Raw genomic sequence first — 16,523 nt, forward strand, 5'->3', positions numbered from 1 at the left:
GCATTCGACCAGATCGATAACGCGCCGGAAGAAAAAGCTCGTGGTATCACCATCAACACTTCTCACGTTGAATACGACACCCCGACTCGCCACTACGCGCACGTAGACTGCCCGGGCCACGCCGACTATGTTAAAAACATGATCACCGGTGCTGCGCAGATGGACGGCGCGATCCTGGTTGTTGCTGCGACTGACGGCCCGATGCCGCAGACCCGTGAGCACATCCTGCTGGGTCGTCAGGTAGGCGTTCCGTACATCATCGTGTTCCTGAACAAATGCGACATGGTTGATGACGAAGAGCTGCTGGAACTGGTTGAGATGGAAGTGCGTGAACTGCTGTCTCAGTACGATTTCCCGGGCGACGACACGCCGATCGTTCGTGGTTCTGCTCTGAAGGCGCTGGAAGGCGACGCAGAGTGGGAAGCGAAAATCATCGAACTGGCTGGCTACCTGGATTCTTACATCCCGGAACCAGAGCGTGCGATTGACAAGCCTTTCCTGCTGCCGATCGAAGACGTATTCTCCATCTCCGGTCGTGGTACCGTTGTTACCGGTCGTGTAGAGCGCGGTATCATCAAAGTGGGCGAAGAAGTTGAAATCGTTGGTATCAAAGAGACTGCGAAGTCTACCTGTACTGGCGTTGAAATGTTCCGCAAACTGCTGGACGAAGGCCGTGCTGGTGAGAACGTAGGTGTTCTGCTGCGTGGTATCAAACGTGAAGAAATCGAACGTGGTCAGGTACTGGCTAAGCCGGGTTCCATCAAGCCGCACACCAAGTTCGAATCTGAAGTGTACATTCTGTCCAAAGATGAAGGCGGCCGTCATACTCCGTTCTTCAAAGGCTACCGTCCGCAGTTCTACTTCCGTACAACTGACGTGACTGGCACCATCGAACTGCCGGAAGGCGTAGAGATGGTAATGCCGGGCGACAACATCAAAATGGTTGTTACCCTGATCCACCCGATCGCGATGGACGACGGTCTGCGTTTCGCAATCCGTGAAGGCGGCCGTACTGTTGGCGCGGGCGTTGTTGCTAAAGTAATGAGCTAATTATTTAATAATTAGTTCTGCACTTAAAAAGGGCGCTTCGGCGCCCTTTTTGCTGTCTGTCATATCTACCTGCTATATAAAGAGTGTCATATTTAGTCGCATTTTTTATTCCTCTCCCTGCACACAAACGTATTTGTGCTATTGTAATCATAACTATTCTCATTTACACTTTGCGCAGAAATTGAACGGGAGCGATCATGTACGTTTGTTTGTGTAATGGTGTAAGTGATAAAAAAATTCGTCAGGCTGTTCGTCAGTTTCACCCTCAATCTTTCCAACAATTACGTAAGTTTATTCCTGTTGGAAATCAATGCGGTAAGTGCGTCCGGGCGGCGCGTGAAGTGATGCAGGATGAGTTAATGCAAATGCCGGAGTTTAAAGAAATCGCCTGAGTCACATTCTTTTTTTTGACATCCTTGTAGCCCCATCTACGCTCTAAGAGTGGAAGCGGAGGGACTATAAAATGAAAGGTGATGTTAAAATCATAAATTATCTCAATAAACTATTGGGAAATGAGCTTGTCGCAATCAATCAGTACTTTCTCCATGCCCGTATGTTTAAAAACTGGGGGCTCACTCGTCTGAATGACGTCGAATACCATGAATCCATCGATGAAATGAAACACGCTGATAAATATATCGAGCGTATTTTATTTCTTGAGGGTATCCCAAACTTGCAGGATCTTGGCAAGCTGGGCATTGGTGAAGATGTCGAAGAGATGTTGCAGTCAGATCTCCGTCTGGAACTGGAAGGAGCGAAGGATCTACGTGAAGCCATAGCCTACGCCGACAGCGTTCATGATTACGTTAGCCGGGACATGATGATTGAGATCCTGACAGATGAAGAAGGGCATATCGACTGGCTTGAGACGGAGCTGGATCTGATTGCAAAAATTGGTCTACAGAATTACCTGCAATCGCAGATTAAAGTGGACGATTAACTCCCCGACAGCAGTGTTTTCCAGCCAATGATAAAACCCGCAGCCGCCAGAAATGGCCCGAACGGCAGCGGGTTTTTTAATGCGTCTTTCCCGTTTATTACGTACATCGCCATCACGTTAATGCTGGCAATAAGCGCGGCCAGAAAGACCAGCAGGGGTAATGACTCCCAACGATGCCAGGCGCCAAGCGCGGCAAGAAATTTGATATCGCCGTACCCGAGCCCTTCTTTGCGATACAGCAGTCGATATCCCCAATAGAGAAGGGCGAACCCGCCGTAACCCGCAATGGCGCCCCAAAGCGCATCTGGCAAATGGTCAGGTAAACAGCACAGGTAATAAAGCAGGCCGCTCCATAGCAGGGGACAGGTAAACCGATCGGGCAAGAGTCCTGTTCGCGCGTCATATATCCCGGATAGCGCAGATAATAAGAGGTAGATAATCAGGAAGGGGAGGTCGGGTTGCATCATGTCATCCTCATTAAACGTTGCGCTCACCATCCGTGAAACTCATTTTCCATGCAACGGAGGAATGATGACGTTGCACAGTGTATTCCGAAGAAAATGCGCAAAACAAAAATGGCACAACGCGTGTGCGAAGTTGCTCGCATTACAGACGAAATGATTAATATCTACGCGGCACTTGCGTCAGGCTGAGATTTGCGTATAATGCGCGGGCTTGTCTTAGTTGACGGCAGGTTCGATCTGAACCTTAGGTAGCCGATTTGGTTATCTAACAATGCTCCCAATCGGGGAGCTACGTAAGAACGGTTACACTCTCCCATCAATCGTAATGGGCACGAGGAGTAATCATTTTCGTTTATAAAATAATTGGAGCTCTGGTCTCATGCAGAACCAAAGAATCCGTATCCGCCTGAAAGCGTTTGATCATCGTCTGATCGATCAATCAACCGCGGAAATCGTCGAGACTGCTAAGCGCACTGGTGCGCAAGTCCGTGGTCCGATCCCGCTGCCGACCCGCAAAGAGCGCTTCACCGTTCTGATCTCCCCGCACGTTAACAAAGACGCGCGCGATCAGTACGAAATTCGCACTCACAAGCGTCTGGTTGACATCGTTGAGCCAACCGAAAAAACCGTTGATGCTCTGATGCGTCTGGACCTGGCTGCCGGTGTAGACGTGCAGATCAGCCTGGGTTAATCAGGTCATCGAGCGATTGAGAGGTTGAAACAATGATTGGTTTAGTCGGTAAAAAAGTGGGTATGACCCGCATCTTCACTGAAGATGGCGTCTCTATCCCAGTAACCGTAATCGAAGTTGAAGCAAACCGCGTTACTCAGGTTAAAGATCTGGCTAACGATGGCTACCGCGCTGTTCAGGTTACCACTGGTGCTAAAAAAGCTAACCGTGTAACCAAGCCGGAAGCTGGCCACTTTGCTAAAGCTGGCGTAGAAGCTGGCCGCGGCCTGTGGGAGTTCCGTCTGGCAGAGGGTGAAGAATACACCGTTGGTCAGAGCATTAGCGTTGAACTGTTTGCTGACGTTAAAAAAGTTGACGTAACTGGCACCTCTAAAGGTAAAGGTTTCGCAGGTACCGTTAAGCGCTGGAACTTCCGTACCCAGGACGCTACTCACGGTAACTCCTTGTCTCACCGCGTTCCGGGTTCTATCGGTCAGAACCAGACTCCGGGCAAAGTGTTCAAAGGCAAGAAAATGGCAGGTCAGCTGGGTAACGAACGTGTAACCGTTCAGAGCCTGGACGTAGTACGTGTTGACGCTGAGCGCAACCTGCTGCTGGTTAAAGGTGGTGTTCCGGGTGCAACCGGTTGCGACCTGATCGTTAAACCAGCTGTGAAGGCGTAAGGGGATAGCAATGGAATTAGTATTGAAAGACGCGCAGAGCGCGCTGACTGTTTCCGAAACTACCTTCGGTCGTGATTTCAACGAAGCGCTGGTTCACCAGGTTGTTGTTGCTTATGCAGCTGGTGCTCGTCAGGGCACTCGTGCTCAGAAGACTCGTGCTGAAGTAACTGGTTCCGGTAAAAAACCGTGGCGCCAGAAAGGTACCGGCCGTGCGCGTTCTGGTTCTATCAAGAGCCCGATCTGGCGTTCTGGTGGCGTGACCTTCGCTGCACGTCCGCAGGACCACAGTCAAAAAGTTAACAAGAAGATGTACCGCGGCGCGCTGAAAAGCATTCTGTCCGAACTGGTACGTCAGGATCGTCTGATCGTTGTCGAGAAGTTCTCTGTAGAAGCGCCTAAAACTAAGCTGCTGGCTCAGAAACTGAAAGACATGGCTCTGGAAGATGTGCTGATCATCACCGGTGAGCTGGACGAGAACCTGTTCCTGGCTGCGCGCAACCTGCACAAGGTTGACGTACGCGATGCAACTGGTATCGACCCGGTTAGCCTGATCGCCTTCGACAAAGTCGTAATGACTGCTGATGCTGTTAAGCAAGTTGAGGAGATGCTGGCATGATTCGTGAAGAACGTCTGCTGAAGGTGCTGCGCGCACCGCACGTTTCTGAAAAAGCGTCTACTGCGATGGAAAAAACCAACACCATCGTTCTCAAAGTTGCTAAAGACGCGACCAAAGCAGAAATCAAAGCTGCTGTGCAGAAACTGTTTGAAGTCGAAGTCGAAGTCGTTAACACCCTGGTTGTTAAAGGGAAAGTTAAACGTCACGGACAGCGTATCGGTCGTCGTAGCGACTGGAAAAAAGCTTACGTCACCCTGAAAGAAGGCCAGAATCTGGACTTCGTTGGCGGCGCTGAGTAAGTCGGAGGAGTAATACAATGGCAGTTGTTAAATGTAAACCGACATCTCCGGGTCGTCGCCACGTAGTTAAAGTGGTTAACCCTGAGCTGCACAAGGGCAAACCTTTTGCTCCGTTGCTGGAAAAAAACAGCAAATCCGGTGGTCGTAACAACAATGGCCGTATCACCACTCGTCATATCGGTGGTGGCCACAAGCAGGCATACCGTATTGTTGACTTCAAACGCAACAAAGATGGTATCCCGGCAGTTGTTGAACGTCTTGAGTACGATCCGAACCGTTCCGCGAACATCGCGCTGGTTCTGTACAAAGACGGTGAGCGCCGTTACATCCTGGCCCCTAAAGGCCTGAAAGCTGGCGACCAGATTCAATCTGGCGTTGATGCTGCAATCAAACCAGGCAACACCTTGCCGATGCGCAACATCCCGGTTGGTTCTACCGTTCATAACGTAGAAATGAAACCAGGTAAAGGCGGTCAGCTGGCACGTTCCGCTGGTACTTACGTTCAGATCGTTGCGCGCGATGGTGCTTATGTCACCCTGCGTCTGCGTTCTGGTGAAATGCGTAAAGTCGAAGCAGACTGCCGTGCAACTCTGGGCGAAGTTGGCAATGCTGAGCATATGCTGCGCGTTCTGGGTAAAGCAGGTGCTGCACGCTGGCGTGGTGTTCGTCCGACCGTTCGCGGTACCGCGATGAACCCAGTAGACCACCCACATGGTGGTGGTGAAGGTCGTAACTTTGGTAAGCACCCGGTAACTCCGTGGGGCGTTCAGACCAAAGGTAAGAAGACCCGCAGCAACAAGCGTACTGATAAATTCATCGTACGTCGCCGTAGCAAATAATTTTAGAGGATAAGCCATGCCACGTTCTCTCAAGAAAGGTCCTTTTATTGACCTGCACTTGCTGAAGAAGGTAGAGAAAGCGGTGGAAAGCGGAGACAAGAAGCCCCTGCGCACTTGGTCCCGTCGTTCAACGATCTTTCCTAACATGATCGGTTTGACCATCGCTGTCCATAATGGTCGTCAGCACGTTCCGGTATTTGTAACCGATGAAATGGTCGGTCACAAACTGGGTGAATTCGCACCGACTCGTACTTATCGCGGCCACGCTGCTGATAAAAAAGCGAAGAAGAAATAAGGTAGGAGGAAGAGATGGAAACTATCGCTAAACATCGCCATGCTCGTTCTTCTGCTCAGAAGGTTCGCCTTGTTGCTGACCTGATTCGCGGTAAGAAAGTGTCGCAGGCTCTGGATATTTTGACCTACACCAACAAGAAAGCGGCTGTACTGGTCAAGAAAGTCCTGGAATCTGCCATTGCTAACGCTGAACACAACGATGGCGCTGACATTGACGATCTGAAAGTTACGAAAATTTTCGTAGACGAAGGCCCGAGCATGAAGCGCATTATGCCGCGTGCAAAAGGTCGTGCAGATCGCATCCTGAAGCGCACCAGCCACATTACTGTGGTTGTGTCCGATCGCTGAGACTCTGGAGACTAGCAATGGGTCAGAAAGTACATCCTAATGGTATTCGCCTGGGTATTGTAAAACCATGGAACTCTACCTGGTTTGCGAACACCAAAGAATTCGCTGACAACCTGGACAGCGATTTTAAAGTACGTCAGTACCTGACGAAGGAACTGGCTAAAGCGTCCGTATCTCGTATCGTTATCGAGCGTCCGGCTAAGAGCATCCGTGTGACTATTCACACTGCTCGTCCGGGTATCGTTATCGGTAAGAAAGGCGAAGACGTAGAAAAACTGCGTAAGGTCGTAGCGGATATCGCTGGCGTTCCTGCACAGATCAATATCGCCGAAGTTCGTAAGCCTGAACTGGACGCAAAACTGGTTGCTGACAGCATCACTTCTCAGCTGGAACGTCGCGTTATGTTCCGTCGTGCTATGAAGCGTGCTGTACAGAACGCAATGCGTCTGGGCGCTAAAGGTATTAAAGTTGAAGTTAGCGGCCGTCTGGGCGGCGCGGAAATCGCTCGTACCGAATGGTACCGTGAAGGTCGCGTACCGCTGCACACTCTGCGTGCTGACATCGACTACAACACCTCTGAAGCGCACACCACTTACGGTGTAATCGGCGTTAAAGTGTGGATCTTCAAAGGCGAGATCCTGGGTGGTATGGCTGCTGTTGAACAACCGGAAAAACCGGCTGCTCAACCGAAAAAGCAGCAGCGTAAAGGCCGTAAATAAGGAGCGTCGCTGATGTTACAACCAAAGCGTACAAAATTCCGTAAAATGCACAAAGGCCGTAACCGCGGTCTGGCGCAGGGTACGGATGTTAGCTTCGGCAGCTTCGGTCTGAAAGCTGTTGGCCGTGGTCGTCTGACTGCCCGTCAGATCGAAGCAGCACGTCGTGCTATGACCCGTGCAGTTAAGCGTCAAGGTAAGATCTGGATCCGTGTATTCCCGGACAAACCGATCACTGAAAAGCCGCTGGCAGTGCGTATGGGTAAAGGTAAAGGTAACGTGGAGTATTGGGTTGCCTTGATTCAGCCGGGTAAAGTCCTGTATGAAATGGACGGCGTACCGGAAGAGCTGGCCCGTGAAGCATTCAAGCTGGCAGCAGCGAAACTGCCGATTAAAACCACCTTTGTAACTAAGACGGTGATGTAATGAAAGCAAAAGAGCTGCGTGAGAAGAGTGTTGAAGAGCTGAACACCGAGCTGCTGAACCTGCTGCGTGAGCAGTTCAACCTGCGTATGCAGGCTGCAAGTGGCCAGCTGCAACAGTCTCACCTGTTGAAGCAAGTGCGTCGTGATGTCGCACGCGTTAAGACTTTACTGACTGAGAAGGCGGGTGCGTAATGACCGATAAAATCCGTACTCTGCAAGGTCGCGTTGTTAGCGACAAAATGGAGAAATCCATTGTTGTTGCTATCGAACGTTTTGTGAAACACCCGATCTACGGTAAATTCATCAAGCGTACGACCAAACTGCACGTACATGACGAGAACAACGAATGTGGTACCGGTGACGTGGTTGAAATCCGCGAATGCCGCCCACTGTCCAAGACTAAGTCTTGGACGCTGGTTCGCGTTGTAGAGAAAGCGGTTCTGTAATACAGTACCCATTCTCAACGAATAAACGGCTCAGCGATGGGCCGTTTATTTTTTCTACCCATATCGTTGAAGCGGTGTTATAATGCCGCGCCCCCGATATGGGGCTTTTTTAACGACCTGATTTTCGGGTCTCAGTAGTAGTTGACATTAGCGGAGCACTAAAATGATCCAAGAACAGACTATGCTGAACGTCGCCGACAACTCCGGTGCACGTCGCGTAATGTGTATCAAGGTTCTGGGTGGCTCGCACCGTCGCTACGCAGGCGTAGGCGACATCATCAAGATCACCATCAAAGAAGCAATTCCGCGTGGTAAGGTCAAAAAAGGTGATGTGCTGAAGGCGGTAGTGGTGCGCACCAAGAAGGGTGTTCGTCGCCCGGACGGTTCTGTCATTCGCTTCGATGGTAATGCATGCGTTATTCTGAACAATAACAGCGAGCAGCCTATCGGTACGCGTATTTTTGGGCCGGTAACTCGTGAGCTTCGTACCGAGAAGTTCATGAAAATTATCTCTCTGGCACCAGAAGTACTCTAAGGAGCGAATCATGGCAGCGAAAATCCGTCGTGATGACGAAGTTATCGTGTTAACCGGTAAAGATAAAGGTAAACGCGGTAAAGTTAAGAATGTCCTGTCTTCCGGCAAGGTCATTGTTGAAGGTATTAACCTGGTTAAGAAACACCAGAAGCCGGTTCCGGCTCTGAACCAACCGGGTGGCATCGTTGAAAAAGAAGCCGCTATTCAGGTTTCCAACATTGCAATCTTCAATGCGGCAACCGGTAAGGCTGACCGTGTAGGCTTTAGATTCGAAGACGGTAAAAAAGTCCGTTTCTTCAAATCTAACAGCGAAACTATCAAGTAATTTGGAGTAGTACGATGGCGAAACTGCATGATTACTACAAAGACGAAGTAGTTAATAAACTCATGACTGAGTTTAACTACAATTCTGTCATGCAAGTCCCTCGGGTCGAGAAGATCACCCTGAACATGGGTGTTGGTGAAGCGATCGCTGACAAGAAACTGCTGGATAACGCAGCAGCTGACCTGACAGCAATCTCCGGTCAAAAACCGTTGATCACCAAAGCACGCAAATCTGTTGCAGGCTTCAAAATCCGTCAGGGCTATCCGATCGGCTGTAAAGTAACTCTGCGTGGCGAACGCATGTGGGAGTTCTTTGAGCGCCTGATCACTATTGCTGTACCGCGTATCCGTGACTTCCGTGGCCTGTCCGCTAAGTCTTTCGACGGTCGTGGTAACTACAGCATGGGTGTCCGTGAGCAGATCATCTTCCCAGAAATCGACTACGATAAAGTCGACCGCGTTCGTGGTTTGGATATTACCATTACCACTACTGCGAAATCTGACGAAGAAGGCCGTGCTCTGCTGGCTGCCTTTGACTTCCCGTTCCGCAAGTAAGGTAGGGTTACTGAATGGCTAAGCAATCAATGAAAGCACGCGAAGTAAAACGCGTAGCTTTAGCTGATAAATACTTCGCGAAACGCGCTGAACTGAAAGCGATCATCTCTGATGTGAACGCTTCCGACGAAGATCGTTGGAACGCTGTTCTTAAGCTGCAGACTCTGCCGCGTGATTCCAGCCCGTCTCGTCAGCGTAACCGCTGCCGTCAAACAGGTCGTCCACATGGTTATGTGGGCAAGTTCGGGTTGAGCCGTATCAAGTTACGTGAAGCCGCTATGCGCGGTGAAGTACCAGGCTTGAAAAAGGCTAGCTGGTAATTGTCACCAATTGAATCACGGGAGTAAAGACAGATGAGCATGCAAGATCCGATCGCGGATATGCTGACCCGTATCCGTAACGGTCAGGCCGCGAACAAAGCTGCGGTCACCATGCCTTCCTCCAAGCTGAAAGTGGCAATTGCCAACGTGCTGAAGGAAGAAGGTTTTATCGAAGATTTTAAAGTTGAAGGCGACACCAAGCCGGAACTGGAACTGACTCTTAAGTATTTCCAGGGTAAAGCTGTTGTAGAAAGCATTCAGCGTGTCAGCCGCCCAGGTCTGCGCATCTACAAACGTAAAGATGAGCTGCCGAAAGTTATGGCGGGTCTGGGTATCGCAGTTGTTTCTACCTCTAAAGGTGTTATGACTGATCGTGCAGCGCGCCAGGCTGGTCTTGGTGGCGAAATTATCTGCTACGTAGCCTAATCGGAGGAAAAAATGTCTCGTGTTGCTAAAGCACCGGTCGTTGTTCCTGCCGGCGTTGATGTAAAAATCAACGGTCAGGTTATTACGATCAAAGGTAAAAACGGCGAGCTGACTCGTACTCTCAACGATGCTGTTGAAGTTAAACATGCAGATAATGCACTGACCTTCGGTCCGCGTGATGGTTACGTAGACGGTTGGGCTCAGGCTGGTACCGCGCGTGCCCTGCTGAACTCAATGGTTATCGGTGTTACCGAAGGCTTCACTAAGAAGCTGCAGCTGGTTGGTGTAGGTTATCGTGCAGCGGTTAAAGGGAATGTAGTAAACCTGTCCTTAGGTTTCTCTCACCCGGTTGACCACCAGCTGCCAGCAGGTATTACTGCAGAATGTCCGACTCAGACTGAAATCGTGCTGAAAGGCGCTGATAAGCAGGTGATCGGTCAGGTTGCAGCAGATCTGCGCGCCTACCGTCGTCCTGAGCCTTACAAAGGCAAGGGTGTTCGTTACGCCGACGAAGTCGTGCGTACCAAAGAGGCTAAGAAGAAGTAAGGTAACACTATGGATAAGAAATCTGCTCGTATCCGTCGTGCGACCCGCGCACGCCGCAAGCTCCAGGAGCTGGGCGCAACTCGCCTGGTGGTACATCGTACCCCGCGTCACATTTACGCACAGGTAATTGCACCGAACGGTTCTGAAGTTCTGGTAGCTGCTTCTACTGTAGAAAAAGCTATCGCTGAACAACTGAAGTACACCGGTAACAAAGACGCGGCTGCAGCTGTGGGTAAAGCTGTCGCTGAACGCGCTCTGGAAAAAGGCATCAAAGATGTGTCCTTTGACCGTTCCGGGTTCCAATATCATGGTCGTGTCCAGGCACTGGCAGATGCTGCCCGTGAAGCTGGCCTTCAGTTCTAAGGTAGAGGTGTAAGATGGCTCACATCGAAAAACAAGCTGGCGAACTGCAGGAAAAGCTGATCGCGGTAAACCGCGTATCTAAAACCGTTAAAGGTGGTCGTATTTTCTCCTTCACAGCTCTGACTGTAGTTGGCGATGGTAACGGTCGCGTTGGTTTTGGTTACGGTAAAGCGCGTGAAGTTCCAGCAGCGATCCAGAAAGCGATGGAAAAAGCCCGTCGCAATATGATTAACGTCGCGCTGAACAACGGCACCCTGCAACACCCGGTTAAAGGTGTTCACACGGGTTCTCGTGTATTCATGCAGCCAGCTTCCGAAGGTACCGGTATCATCGCCGGTGGTGCAATGCGCGCCGTTCTGGAAGTTGCTGGGGTTCATAACGTTCTGGCTAAAGCATATGGTTCCACCAACCCGATCAACGTGGTTCGTGCAACTATTGATGGCCTGGAAAATATGAATTCTCCAGAAATGGTCGCTGCCAAGCGTGGTAAATCCGTTGAAGAAATTCTGGGGAAATAAACCATGGCAAAGACTATTAAAATTACTCAAACCCGCAGTGCAATCGGTCGTCTGCCGAAACACAAGGCAACGCTGCTTGGCCTGGGTCTGCGTCGTATTGGTCACACCGTAGAGCGCGAGGATACTCCTGCTGTTCGTGGTATGGTCAACGCGGTTTCCTTCATGGTTAAAGTTGAGGAGTAAGAGATGCGTTTAAATACTCTGTCTCCGGCCGAAGGCTCCAAAAAGGCGGGTAAACGCCTGGGTCGTGGTATCGGTTCTGGCCTCGGTAAAACCGGTGGTCGTGGTCACAAAGGTCAGAAGTCTCGTTCTGGCGGTGGCGTACGTCGCGGTTTCGAGGGTGGTCAGATGCCTCTGTACCGTCGTCTGCCGAAATTCGGCTTCACTTCTCGCAAAGCAGCGATTACAGCCGAAGTTCGTCTGTCTGACCTGGCTAAAGTAGAAGGCGGCGTAGTAGACCTGAACACGCTGAAAGCGGCTAACATTATCGGTATCCAGATCGAGTTCGCGAAAGTGATCCTGGCTGGTGAAGTCACTACTCCGGTAACTGTTCGTGGCCTGCGTGTTACTAAAGGCGCTCGTGCTGCTATCGAAGCTGCTGGCGGTAAAATCGAGGAATAAGTAGCAGATGGCTAAACAACCGGGATTAGATTTTCAAAGCGCCAAAGGTGGCTTAGGCGAGCTGAAACGCAGACTGCTGTTTGTTATCGGCGCGCTGATTGTGTTCCGTATTGGCTCTTTTATTCCGATCCCTGGTATTGATGCCGCTGTACTTGCCAAACTGCTTGAGCAACAGCGAGGCACCATCATTGAAATGTTTAACATGTTCTCTGGTGGTGCACTCAGCCGTGCTTCTATCTTTGCTCTGGGTATCATGCCGTATATTTCGGCGTCGATTATTATCCAGCTGCTGACGGTGGTTCATCCAACGCTGGCAGAAATTAAGAAAGAAGGGGAGTCTGGTCGTCGTAAGATCAGCCAGTACACCCGCTACGGTACTCTGGTGCTGGCGATATTCCAGTCGATCGGTATTGCTACCGGTCTGCCGAATATGCCTGGTATGCAAGGCCTGGTAATGAATCCGGGCTTTGCATTCTATTTCACCGCTGTTGTAAGTCTGGTTACAGGAACCATGTTCCTGATGTGGTTGGGCGAACAGATTACTGAACGTGGTATCGGCAACGGTATCTCAATCATCATCTTCGCCGGTATTGTCGCGGGACTCCCGCCAGCCATTGCCCATACTATCGAGCAAGCGCGTCAAGGCGACCTGCACTTCCTCGTGTTGCTGTTGGTTGCAGTATTAGTATTTGCAGTGACGTTCTTTGTTGTATTTGTTGAGCGTGGTCAACGCCGTATTGTGGTAAACTACGCAAAACGTCAGCAGGGTCGTCGTGTCTATGCTGCACAGAGCACACATTTACCGCTGAAAGTGAATATGGCGGGGGTAATCCCGGCAATTTTCGCTTCCAGTATTATTCTGTTCCCGGCAACCATCGCGTCATGGTTCGGGGGCGGTACTGGTTGGAACTGGCTGACAACAATTTCGCTGTATTTGCAGCCTGGGCAACCGCTTTATGTGTTACTCTATGCGTCTGCAATCATCTTCTTCTGTTTCTTCTACACGGCGTTGGTTTTCAACCCGCGTGAAACAGCAGATAACCTGAAGAAGTCCGGTGCATTTGTACCAGGAATTCGTCCGGGAGAGCAAACGGCGAAGTATATCGATAAAGTAATGACCCGCCTGACTTTGGTTGGTGCGCTTTACATTACCTTTATCTGCCTGATCCCGGAGTTCATGCGTGATGCAATGAAAGTACCGTTCTACTTTGGTGGGACCTCACTGCTTATCGTTGTCGTCGTGATTATGGACTTTATGGCTCAAGTGCAAACTCTGATGATGTCCAGTCAGTATGAGTCTGCATTGAAGAAGGCGAACCTGAAAGGCTACGGCCGTTAATTGGTCGCCCGAGAAGTTACGGAGAGTAAAAATGAAAGTTCGTGCTTCCGTCAAGAAATTATGCCGTAACTGCAAAATCGTTAAGCGTGATGGCGTCATCCGCGTGATTTGCAGTGCCGAGCCGAAGCATAAACAGCGCCAAGGCTGATTTATTCGCATATTTTTCTTGCAAAGTTGGGTTGAGCTGGCTAGATTAGCCAGCCAATCTTTTGTATGTCTGTACGTTTCCATTTGAGTATCCTGAAAACGGGCTTTTCAGCATGGTGCGTACATATTAAATAGTAGGAGTGCATAGTGGCCCGTATAGCAGGCATTAACATTCCTGATCAGAAACATGCTGTGATCGCGTTAACTTCGATCTACGGCGTCGGTAAGACCCGTTCTAAAGCCATTCTGGCTGCAGCGGGTATCGCTGAAAATGTTAAGATCAGTGAGCTGTCTGAAGAACAAATCGACACGCTGCGTGACGAAGTTGCCAAATTTGTCGTTGAAGGTGATCTGCGCCGTGAAATCAGCATGAGCATCAAGCGCCTGATGGATCTTGGTTGCTATCGCGGTTTGCGTCATCGTCGTGGTCTCCCGGTTCGCGGTCAGCGTACCAAGACCAACGCACGTACCCGTAAGGGTCCGCGCAAACCGATCAAGAAATAATCGGGGTGATTGAATAATGGCAAAGGCACCAATTCGTGCACGTAAACGTGTAAGAAAACAAGTCTCTGACGGCGTGGCTCATATCCATGCTTCTTTCAACAACACCATCGTGACTATCACTGATCGTCAGGGTAACGCGCTGGGTTGGGCAACAGCCGGTGGTTCCGGTTTCCGTGGTTCTCGCAAATCCACTCCGTTTGCAGCTCAGGTTGCAGCAGAGCGTTGCGCTGACGCCGTAAAAGAATACGGTATCAAGAATCTGGAAGTTATGGTTAAAGGTCCGGGTCCAGGTCGCGAATCTACCATTCGTGCACTGAACGCCGCTGGTTTCCGCATCACTAATATTACTGATGTGACTCCGATCCCTCATAACGGTTGTCGTCCGCCGAAAAAACGTCGCGTATAACGCTTCGTTTTCCAGGTTTGTTGGAGAAAGAAAATGGCAAGATATTTGGGTCCTAAGCTCAAGCTGAGCCGTCGTGAGGGCACCGACTTATTCCTTAAGTCTGGCGTTCGCGCGATCGATACCAAGTGTAAAATTGAACAAGCTCCTGGCCAGCACGGTGCGCGTAAACCGCGTCTGTCTGACTATGGTGTGCAGTTGCGTGAAAAGCAAAAAGTTCGCCGTATCTATGGTGTGCTGGAGCGTCAGTTCCGTAACTACTACAAAGAAGCAGCGCGTCTGAAAGGCAACACCGGTGAAAACCTGTTGGCTCTGCTGGAAGGTCGTCTGGACAACGTTGTATACCGTATGGGCTTCGGCGCCACTCGTGCAGAAGCACGCCAGCTGGTTAGCCATAAAGCAATTATGGTAAACGGTCGTGTTGTTAACATCGCTTCTTATCAGGTTAGTCCGAATGACGTTGTTAGCATTCGTGAGAAAGCGAAGAAGCAGTCTCGCGTGAAAGCCGCTCTGGAGCTGGCTGAGCAGCGTGAAAAGCCAACCTGGCTGGAAGTTGATGCTGGCAAGATGGAAGGTACGTTTAAGCGTAAGCCTGAGCGTTCTGATCTGTCTGCGGACATTAACGAACACCTGATCGTCGAGCTTTACTCCAAGTAAAGCTTAGTACCAAAGAGAGGACACAATGCAGGGTTCTGTGACAGAGTTTCTAAAACCGCGCCTGGTAGATATCGAGCAAGTGAGTTCGACGCACGCCAAGGTGACCCTTGAGCCTTTAGAGCGTGGCTTTGGCCATACTCTGGGTAACGCACTGCGCCGTATTCTGCTCTCATCGATGCCGGGTTGCGCGGTGACCGAGGTTGAGATTGATGGTGTACTACATGAGTACAGCACCAAAGAAGGCGTTCAGGAAGACATCCTGGAAATCCTGCTCAACCTGAAAGGGCTGGCGGTGAGAGTTCAGGGTAAAGATGAAGTTATTCTTACCTTGAATAAATCTGGCATTGGCCCTGTGACTGCAGCCGACATTACCCATGACGGGGATGTCGAAATCGTCAAGCCGCAGCACGTGATCTGCCACCTGACCGATGAGAACGCGTCTATTAGCATGCGTATCAAAGTTCAGCGCGGTCGTGGTTATGTGCCGGCTTCTACCCGAATTCATTCGGAAGAAGATGAGCGCCCAATCGGCCGTCTGCTGGTCGACGCATGCTACAGCCCTGTAGAGCGTATTGCCTACAATGTTGAAGCAGCGCGTGTAGAACAGCGTACCGACCTGGACAAGCTGGTCATCGAAATGGAAACCAACGGCACAATCGATCCTGAAGAGGCGATTCGTCGTGCGGCAACCATTCTGGCTGAACAACTGGAAGCTTTCGTTGACTTACGTGATGTACGTCAGCCGGAAGTGAAAGAAGAGAAACCAGAATTCGATCCGATCCTGCTGCGCCCTGTTGACGATCTGGAATTGACTGTCCGCTCTGCTAACTGCCTTAAAGCAGAAGCTATCCACTATATCGGTGATCTGGTACAGCGTACCGAGGTTGAGCTCCTTAAGACGCCTAACCTGGGTAAAAAATCTCTTACTGAGATTAAAGACGTGCTGGCTTCCCGTGGACTGTCTCTGGGCATGCGCCTGGAAAACTGGCCACCGGCAAGCATCGCTGACGAGTAACCGGATCACAGGTTAAGGTTTTACTGAGAAGGATAAGGTCATGCGCCATCGTAAGAGTGGTCGTCAACTGAACCGCAACAGCAGCCATCGCCAGGCTATGTTCCGCAACATGGCAGGTTCACTGGTTCGTCATGAGATCATCAAGACGACCCTGCCTAAAGCGAAAGAGCTGCGTCGCGTAGTTGAGCCGCTGATTACTCTTGCCAAGACTGATAGCGTAGCTAATCGTCGTCTGGCATTCGCCCGTACTCGTGATAACGAGATCGTGGCAAAACTGTTTAACGAACTGGGCCCGCGTTTCGCGAGCCGCGCCGGTGGTTACACTCGCATTCTGAAGTGTGGCTTCCGTGCAGGCGACAACGCGCCGATGGCATACATCGAGCTGGTTGATCGTTCTGAGTCGAAAGCAGAAGCTGCTGCAGAGTAATCTGTAGTAACGTAAAAAAACCCGCTCCGGCGG

The 16,523-nt window shown here is 50.6% G+C and carries 32 protein-coding genes; 31 read left to right on the forward strand and 1 reads right to left on the reverse strand.

The window, feature by feature from the left end; genetic code table 11:
* The 3 genes from tuf to bfr form a co-directional block, all read left to right on the forward strand.
* A partial coding sequence (tuf, locus tag OGV50_RS10690) for an elongation factor Tu (protein ID WP_286450946.1) occupies positions 1-1,050 on the forward strand: 1,050 nt, incomplete at its 5' end.
* 197 nt (positions 1,051-1,247) lie between these two features.
* Complete coding sequence (bfd, locus tag OGV50_RS10695) at positions 1,248-1,442, forward strand: bacterioferritin-associated ferredoxin (protein ID WP_012135433.1); 195 nt, start codon at positions 1,248-1,250, stop codon at positions 1,440-1,442.
* Between the two features lie 71 nt (positions 1,443-1,513).
* Positions 1,514-1,990 carry a bacterioferritin gene (gene bfr, locus OGV50_RS10700; protein ID WP_012135432.1) on the forward strand — a complete coding sequence of 159 codons (477 nt, stop codon included), beginning with the start codon at positions 1,514-1,516 and terminating at the stop codon, positions 1,988-1,990.
* On the opposite strand, the gene OGV50_RS10705 is transcribed toward bfr, so the two are convergent.
* Positions 1,987-2,454, reverse strand: a complete 468-nt coding sequence (locus OGV50_RS10705; protein WP_200093365.1) for a prepilin peptidase — start codon at positions 2,452-2,454, stop codon at positions 1,987-1,989. The two genes, bfr and OGV50_RS10705, sit on opposite strands and share 4 nt — an antisense overlap.
* A gap of 379 nt (positions 2,455-2,833) precedes the next feature.
* Between OGV50_RS10705 and rpsJ the strand changes: the two genes are divergently transcribed.
* From rpsJ to rplQ, 28 genes are all read left to right on the forward strand, one after another.
* Positions 2,834-3,145, forward strand: a complete 312-nt coding sequence (gene rpsJ, locus OGV50_RS10710) for a 30S ribosomal protein S10 (protein WP_001181005.1) — start codon at positions 2,834-2,836, stop codon at positions 3,143-3,145.
* 32 nt (positions 3,146-3,177) lie between these two features.
* Entirely contained in the window at positions 3,178-3,807 is a 630-nt protein-coding gene (gene rplC, locus OGV50_RS10715) for a 50S ribosomal protein L3 (protein WP_000579837.1), read from the forward strand.
* A gap of 10 nt (positions 3,808-3,817) precedes the next feature.
* Positions 3,818-4,423 carry a 50S ribosomal protein L4 gene (rplD, locus tag OGV50_RS10720; RefSeq protein ID WP_000424395.1) on the forward strand — a complete coding sequence of 202 codons (606 nt, stop codon included), beginning with the start codon at positions 3,818-3,820 and terminating at the stop codon, positions 4,421-4,423.
* Positions 4,420-4,722, forward strand: coding sequence for a 50S ribosomal protein L23 (gene rplW, locus OGV50_RS10725; protein WP_000617546.1), 303 nt, complete (start codon positions 4,420-4,422; stop codon positions 4,720-4,722). Before rplD ends, rplW begins: the two co-directional genes overlap by 4 nt.
* A 17-nt stretch (positions 4,723-4,739) precedes the next feature.
* A complete protein-coding gene (rplB, locus tag OGV50_RS10730; protein WP_000301864.1) occupies positions 4,740-5,561 on the forward strand; it encodes a 50S ribosomal protein L2 in 822 nt (273 codons plus the stop codon).
* 16 nt (positions 5,562-5,577) lie between these two features.
* Positions 5,578-5,856: a 30S ribosomal protein S19 gene (gene rpsS, locus OGV50_RS10735; RefSeq protein ID WP_001138117.1), complete on the forward strand. Its 279-nt coding sequence runs from the start codon at positions 5,578-5,580 to the stop codon at positions 5,854-5,856.
* Between the two features lie 14 nt (positions 5,857-5,870).
* Positions 5,871-6,203: a 50S ribosomal protein L22 gene (rplV, locus tag OGV50_RS10740; protein ID WP_000447529.1), complete on the forward strand. Its 333-nt coding sequence runs from the start codon at positions 5,871-5,873 to the stop codon at positions 6,201-6,203.
* A gap of 17 nt (positions 6,204-6,220) precedes the next feature.
* Positions 6,221-6,922, forward strand: coding sequence for a 30S ribosomal protein S3 (gene rpsC, locus OGV50_RS10745; RefSeq protein ID WP_000529945.1), 702 nt, complete (start codon positions 6,221-6,223; stop codon positions 6,920-6,922).
* Between the two features lie 12 nt (positions 6,923-6,934).
* Entirely contained in the window at positions 6,935-7,345 is a 411-nt protein-coding gene (rplP, locus tag OGV50_RS10750) for a 50S ribosomal protein L16 (RefSeq protein WP_000941212.1), read from the forward strand.
* Positions 7,345-7,536, forward strand: coding sequence for a 50S ribosomal protein L29 (gene rpmC, locus OGV50_RS10755; RefSeq protein ID WP_000644742.1), 192 nt, complete (start codon positions 7,345-7,347; stop codon positions 7,534-7,536). Before rplP ends, rpmC begins: the two co-directional genes overlap by 1 nt.
* The gene (gene rpsQ, locus OGV50_RS10760; RefSeq protein WP_003031120.1) at positions 7,536-7,790 is read left to right on the forward strand and encodes a 30S ribosomal protein S17; all 255 of its coding nucleotides are present in this window, start codon (positions 7,536-7,538) and stop codon (positions 7,788-7,790) included. Before rpmC ends, rpsQ begins: the two co-directional genes overlap by 1 nt.
* A gap of 163 nt (positions 7,791-7,953) precedes the next feature.
* Complete coding sequence (rplN, locus tag OGV50_RS10765; protein ID WP_002919748.1) at positions 7,954-8,325, forward strand: 50S ribosomal protein L14; 372 nt, start codon at positions 7,954-7,956, stop codon at positions 8,323-8,325.
* Between the two features lie 10 nt (positions 8,326-8,335).
* Positions 8,336-8,650 (forward strand): 50S ribosomal protein L24, encoded by a 315-nt coding sequence (rplX, locus tag OGV50_RS10770; RefSeq protein WP_012135426.1) that lies wholly within the window; start codon positions 8,336-8,338, stop codon positions 8,648-8,650.
* 14 nt (positions 8,651-8,664) lie between these two features.
* Positions 8,665-9,204, forward strand: a complete 540-nt coding sequence (rplE, locus tag OGV50_RS10775; protein ID WP_001096206.1) for a 50S ribosomal protein L5 — start codon at positions 8,665-8,667, stop codon at positions 9,202-9,204.
* A 14-nt stretch (positions 9,205-9,218) separates the two neighbouring features.
* Positions 9,219-9,524 (forward strand): 30S ribosomal protein S14, encoded by a 306-nt coding sequence (gene rpsN / locus OGV50_RS10780; protein ID WP_012135425.1) that lies wholly within the window; start codon positions 9,219-9,221, stop codon positions 9,522-9,524.
* A gap of 33 nt (positions 9,525-9,557) precedes the next feature.
* On the forward strand, positions 9,558-9,950 hold the full coding sequence (rpsH, locus tag OGV50_RS10785) for a 30S ribosomal protein S8 (protein ID WP_000062611.1): 393 nt from the start codon (positions 9,558-9,560) through the stop codon (positions 9,948-9,950).
* 12 nt (positions 9,951-9,962) lie between these two features.
* A complete protein-coding gene (gene rplF, locus OGV50_RS10790; protein WP_012135817.1) occupies positions 9,963-10,496 on the forward strand; it encodes a 50S ribosomal protein L6 in 534 nt (177 codons plus the stop codon).
* Between the two features lie 9 nt (positions 10,497-10,505).
* Positions 10,506-10,859, forward strand: a complete 354-nt coding sequence (rplR, locus tag OGV50_RS10795) for a 50S ribosomal protein L18 (RefSeq protein WP_000358960.1) — start codon at positions 10,506-10,508, stop codon at positions 10,857-10,859.
* 14 nt (positions 10,860-10,873) lie between these two features.
* Positions 10,874-11,377 (forward strand): 30S ribosomal protein S5, encoded by a 504-nt coding sequence (gene rpsE / locus OGV50_RS10800; protein WP_000940121.1) that lies wholly within the window; start codon positions 10,874-10,876, stop codon positions 11,375-11,377.
* A gap of 3 nt (positions 11,378-11,380) precedes the next feature.
* Entirely contained in the window at positions 11,381-11,560 is a 180-nt protein-coding gene (rpmD, locus tag OGV50_RS10805; RefSeq protein ID WP_001140434.1) for a 50S ribosomal protein L30, read from the forward strand.
* A 3-nt stretch (positions 11,561-11,563) separates the two neighbouring features.
* A complete protein-coding gene (gene rplO, locus OGV50_RS10810) occupies positions 11,564-11,998 on the forward strand; it encodes a 50S ribosomal protein L15 (protein ID WP_001238917.1) in 435 nt (144 codons plus the stop codon).
* A 7-nt stretch (positions 11,999-12,005) separates the two neighbouring features.
* Positions 12,006-13,337, forward strand: coding sequence for a preprotein translocase subunit SecY (secY, locus tag OGV50_RS10815; RefSeq protein WP_001118864.1), 1,332 nt, complete (start codon positions 12,006-12,008; stop codon positions 13,335-13,337).
* 31 nt (positions 13,338-13,368) lie between these two features.
* Entirely contained in the window at positions 13,369-13,485 is a 117-nt protein-coding gene (rpmJ, locus tag OGV50_RS10820; RefSeq protein ID WP_000868187.1) for a 50S ribosomal protein L36, read from the forward strand.
* 146 nt (positions 13,486-13,631) lie between these two features.
* On the forward strand, positions 13,632-13,988 hold the full coding sequence (gene rpsM / locus OGV50_RS10825; protein WP_000090780.1) for a 30S ribosomal protein S13: 357 nt from the start codon (positions 13,632-13,634) through the stop codon (positions 13,986-13,988).
* A gap of 16 nt (positions 13,989-14,004) precedes the next feature.
* Positions 14,005-14,394 carry a 30S ribosomal protein S11 gene (rpsK, locus tag OGV50_RS10830; protein ID WP_001029684.1) on the forward strand — a complete coding sequence of 130 codons (390 nt, stop codon included), beginning with the start codon at positions 14,005-14,007 and terminating at the stop codon, positions 14,392-14,394.
* Positions 14,395-14,427: 33 nt separating this feature from the next.
* Entirely contained in the window at positions 14,428-15,048 is a 621-nt protein-coding gene (gene rpsD, locus OGV50_RS10835) for a 30S ribosomal protein S4 (RefSeq protein WP_000135224.1), read from the forward strand.
* A 25-nt stretch (positions 15,049-15,073) separates the two neighbouring features.
* Positions 15,074-16,063, forward strand: a complete 990-nt coding sequence (locus tag OGV50_RS10840) for a DNA-directed RNA polymerase subunit alpha (protein ID WP_001162094.1) — start codon at positions 15,074-15,076, stop codon at positions 16,061-16,063.
* A 40-nt stretch (positions 16,064-16,103) separates the two neighbouring features.
* Positions 16,104-16,490 carry a 50S ribosomal protein L17 gene (gene rplQ / locus OGV50_RS10845; protein WP_001216372.1) on the forward strand — a complete coding sequence of 129 codons (387 nt, stop codon included), beginning with the start codon at positions 16,104-16,106 and terminating at the stop codon, positions 16,488-16,490.
* Positions 16,491-16,523 lie beyond the last annotated feature (33 nt).

It is taken from the genome of Citrobacter sp. CK180 (genome assembly GCF_030333655.1).
GTDB lineage: Bacteria > Pseudomonadota > Gammaproteobacteria > Enterobacterales > Enterobacteriaceae > Citrobacter_B > Citrobacter_B koseri.

Bases quoted from the DNA above. Each gene is read 5' to 3' on its own strand.
- rpmD (WP_001140434.1), top strand. From the start codon at position 11,381: ATGGCAAAGACTATTAAAATTACTCAAACCCGCAGTGCAATCGGTCGT.
- rpsD (WP_000135224.1), top strand. From the start codon at position 14,428: ATGGCAAGATATTTGGGTCCTAAGCTCAAGCTGAGCCGTCGTGAGGGC.
- rpmC (WP_000644742.1), top strand. From the start codon at position 7,345: ATGAAAGCAAAAGAGCTGCGTGAGAAGAGTGTTGAAGAGCTGAACACC.
- rpsK (WP_001029684.1), top strand. From the start codon at position 14,005: ATGGCAAAGGCACCAATTCGTGCACGTAAACGTGTAAGAAAACAAGTC.
- rplF (WP_012135817.1), top strand. From the start codon at position 9,963: ATGTCTCGTGTTGCTAAAGCACCGGTCGTTGTTCCTGCCGGCGTTGAT.
- OGV50_RS10840 (WP_001162094.1), top strand. From the start codon at position 15,074: ATGCAGGGTTCTGTGACAGAGTTTCTAAAACCGCGCCTGGTAGATATC.
- rplO (WP_001238917.1), top strand. From the start codon at position 11,564: ATGCGTTTAAATACTCTGTCTCCGGCCGAAGGCTCCAAAAAGGCGGGT.
- rpsC (WP_000529945.1), top strand. From the start codon at position 6,221: ATGGGTCAGAAAGTACATCCTAATGGTATTCGCCTGGGTATTGTAAAA.
- rplQ (WP_001216372.1), top strand. From the start codon at position 16,104: ATGCGCCATCGTAAGAGTGGTCGTCAACTGAACCGCAACAGCAGCCAT.
- OGV50_RS10705 (WP_200093365.1), bottom strand. From the start codon at position 2,454: ATGCAACCCGACCTCCCCTTCCTGATTATCTACCTCTTATTATCTGCG.
- rplV (WP_000447529.1), top strand. From the start codon at position 5,871: ATGGAAACTATCGCTAAACATCGCCATGCTCGTTCTTCTGCTCAGAAG.
- rpmJ (WP_000868187.1), top strand. From the start codon at position 13,369: ATGAAAGTTCGTGCTTCCGTCAAGAAATTATGCCGTAACTGCAAAATC.
- bfr (WP_012135432.1), top strand. From the start codon at position 1,514: ATGAAAGGTGATGTTAAAATCATAAATTATCTCAATAAACTATTGGGA.
- rplC (WP_000579837.1), top strand. From the start codon at position 3,178: ATGATTGGTTTAGTCGGTAAAAAAGTGGGTATGACCCGCATCTTCACT.
- rplR (WP_000358960.1), top strand. From the start codon at position 10,506: ATGGATAAGAAATCTGCTCGTATCCGTCGTGCGACCCGCGCACGCCGC.
- rplB (WP_000301864.1), top strand. From the start codon at position 4,740: ATGGCAGTTGTTAAATGTAAACCGACATCTCCGGGTCGTCGCCACGTA.
- rpsJ (WP_001181005.1), top strand. From the start codon at position 2,834: ATGCAGAACCAAAGAATCCGTATCCGCCTGAAAGCGTTTGATCATCGT.
- rplX (WP_012135426.1), top strand. From the start codon at position 8,336: ATGGCAGCGAAAATCCGTCGTGATGACGAAGTTATCGTGTTAACCGGT.
- rplE (WP_001096206.1), top strand. From the start codon at position 8,665: ATGGCGAAACTGCATGATTACTACAAAGACGAAGTAGTTAATAAACTC.
- bfd (WP_012135433.1), top strand. From the start codon at position 1,248: ATGTACGTTTGTTTGTGTAATGGTGTAAGTGATAAAAAAATTCGTCAG.
- rpsH (WP_000062611.1), top strand. From the start codon at position 9,558: ATGAGCATGCAAGATCCGATCGCGGATATGCTGACCCGTATCCGTAAC.
- rplD (WP_000424395.1), top strand. From the start codon at position 3,818: ATGGAATTAGTATTGAAAGACGCGCAGAGCGCGCTGACTGTTTCCGAA.
- rplP (WP_000941212.1), top strand. From the start codon at position 6,935: ATGTTACAACCAAAGCGTACAAAATTCCGTAAAATGCACAAAGGCCGT.
- rpsQ (WP_003031120.1), top strand. From the start codon at position 7,536: ATGACCGATAAAATCCGTACTCTGCAAGGTCGCGTTGTTAGCGACAAA.
- secY (WP_001118864.1), top strand. From the start codon at position 12,006: ATGGCTAAACAACCGGGATTAGATTTTCAAAGCGCCAAAGGTGGCTTA.
- rplN (WP_002919748.1), top strand. From the start codon at position 7,954: ATGATCCAAGAACAGACTATGCTGAACGTCGCCGACAACTCCGGTGCA.
- rplW (WP_000617546.1), top strand. From the start codon at position 4,420: ATGATTCGTGAAGAACGTCTGCTGAAGGTGCTGCGCGCACCGCACGTT.
- rpsN (WP_012135425.1), top strand. From the start codon at position 9,219: ATGGCTAAGCAATCAATGAAAGCACGCGAAGTAAAACGCGTAGCTTTA.
- rpsS (WP_001138117.1), top strand. From the start codon at position 5,578: ATGCCACGTTCTCTCAAGAAAGGTCCTTTTATTGACCTGCACTTGCTG.
- rpsE (WP_000940121.1), top strand. From the start codon at position 10,874: ATGGCTCACATCGAAAAACAAGCTGGCGAACTGCAGGAAAAGCTGATC.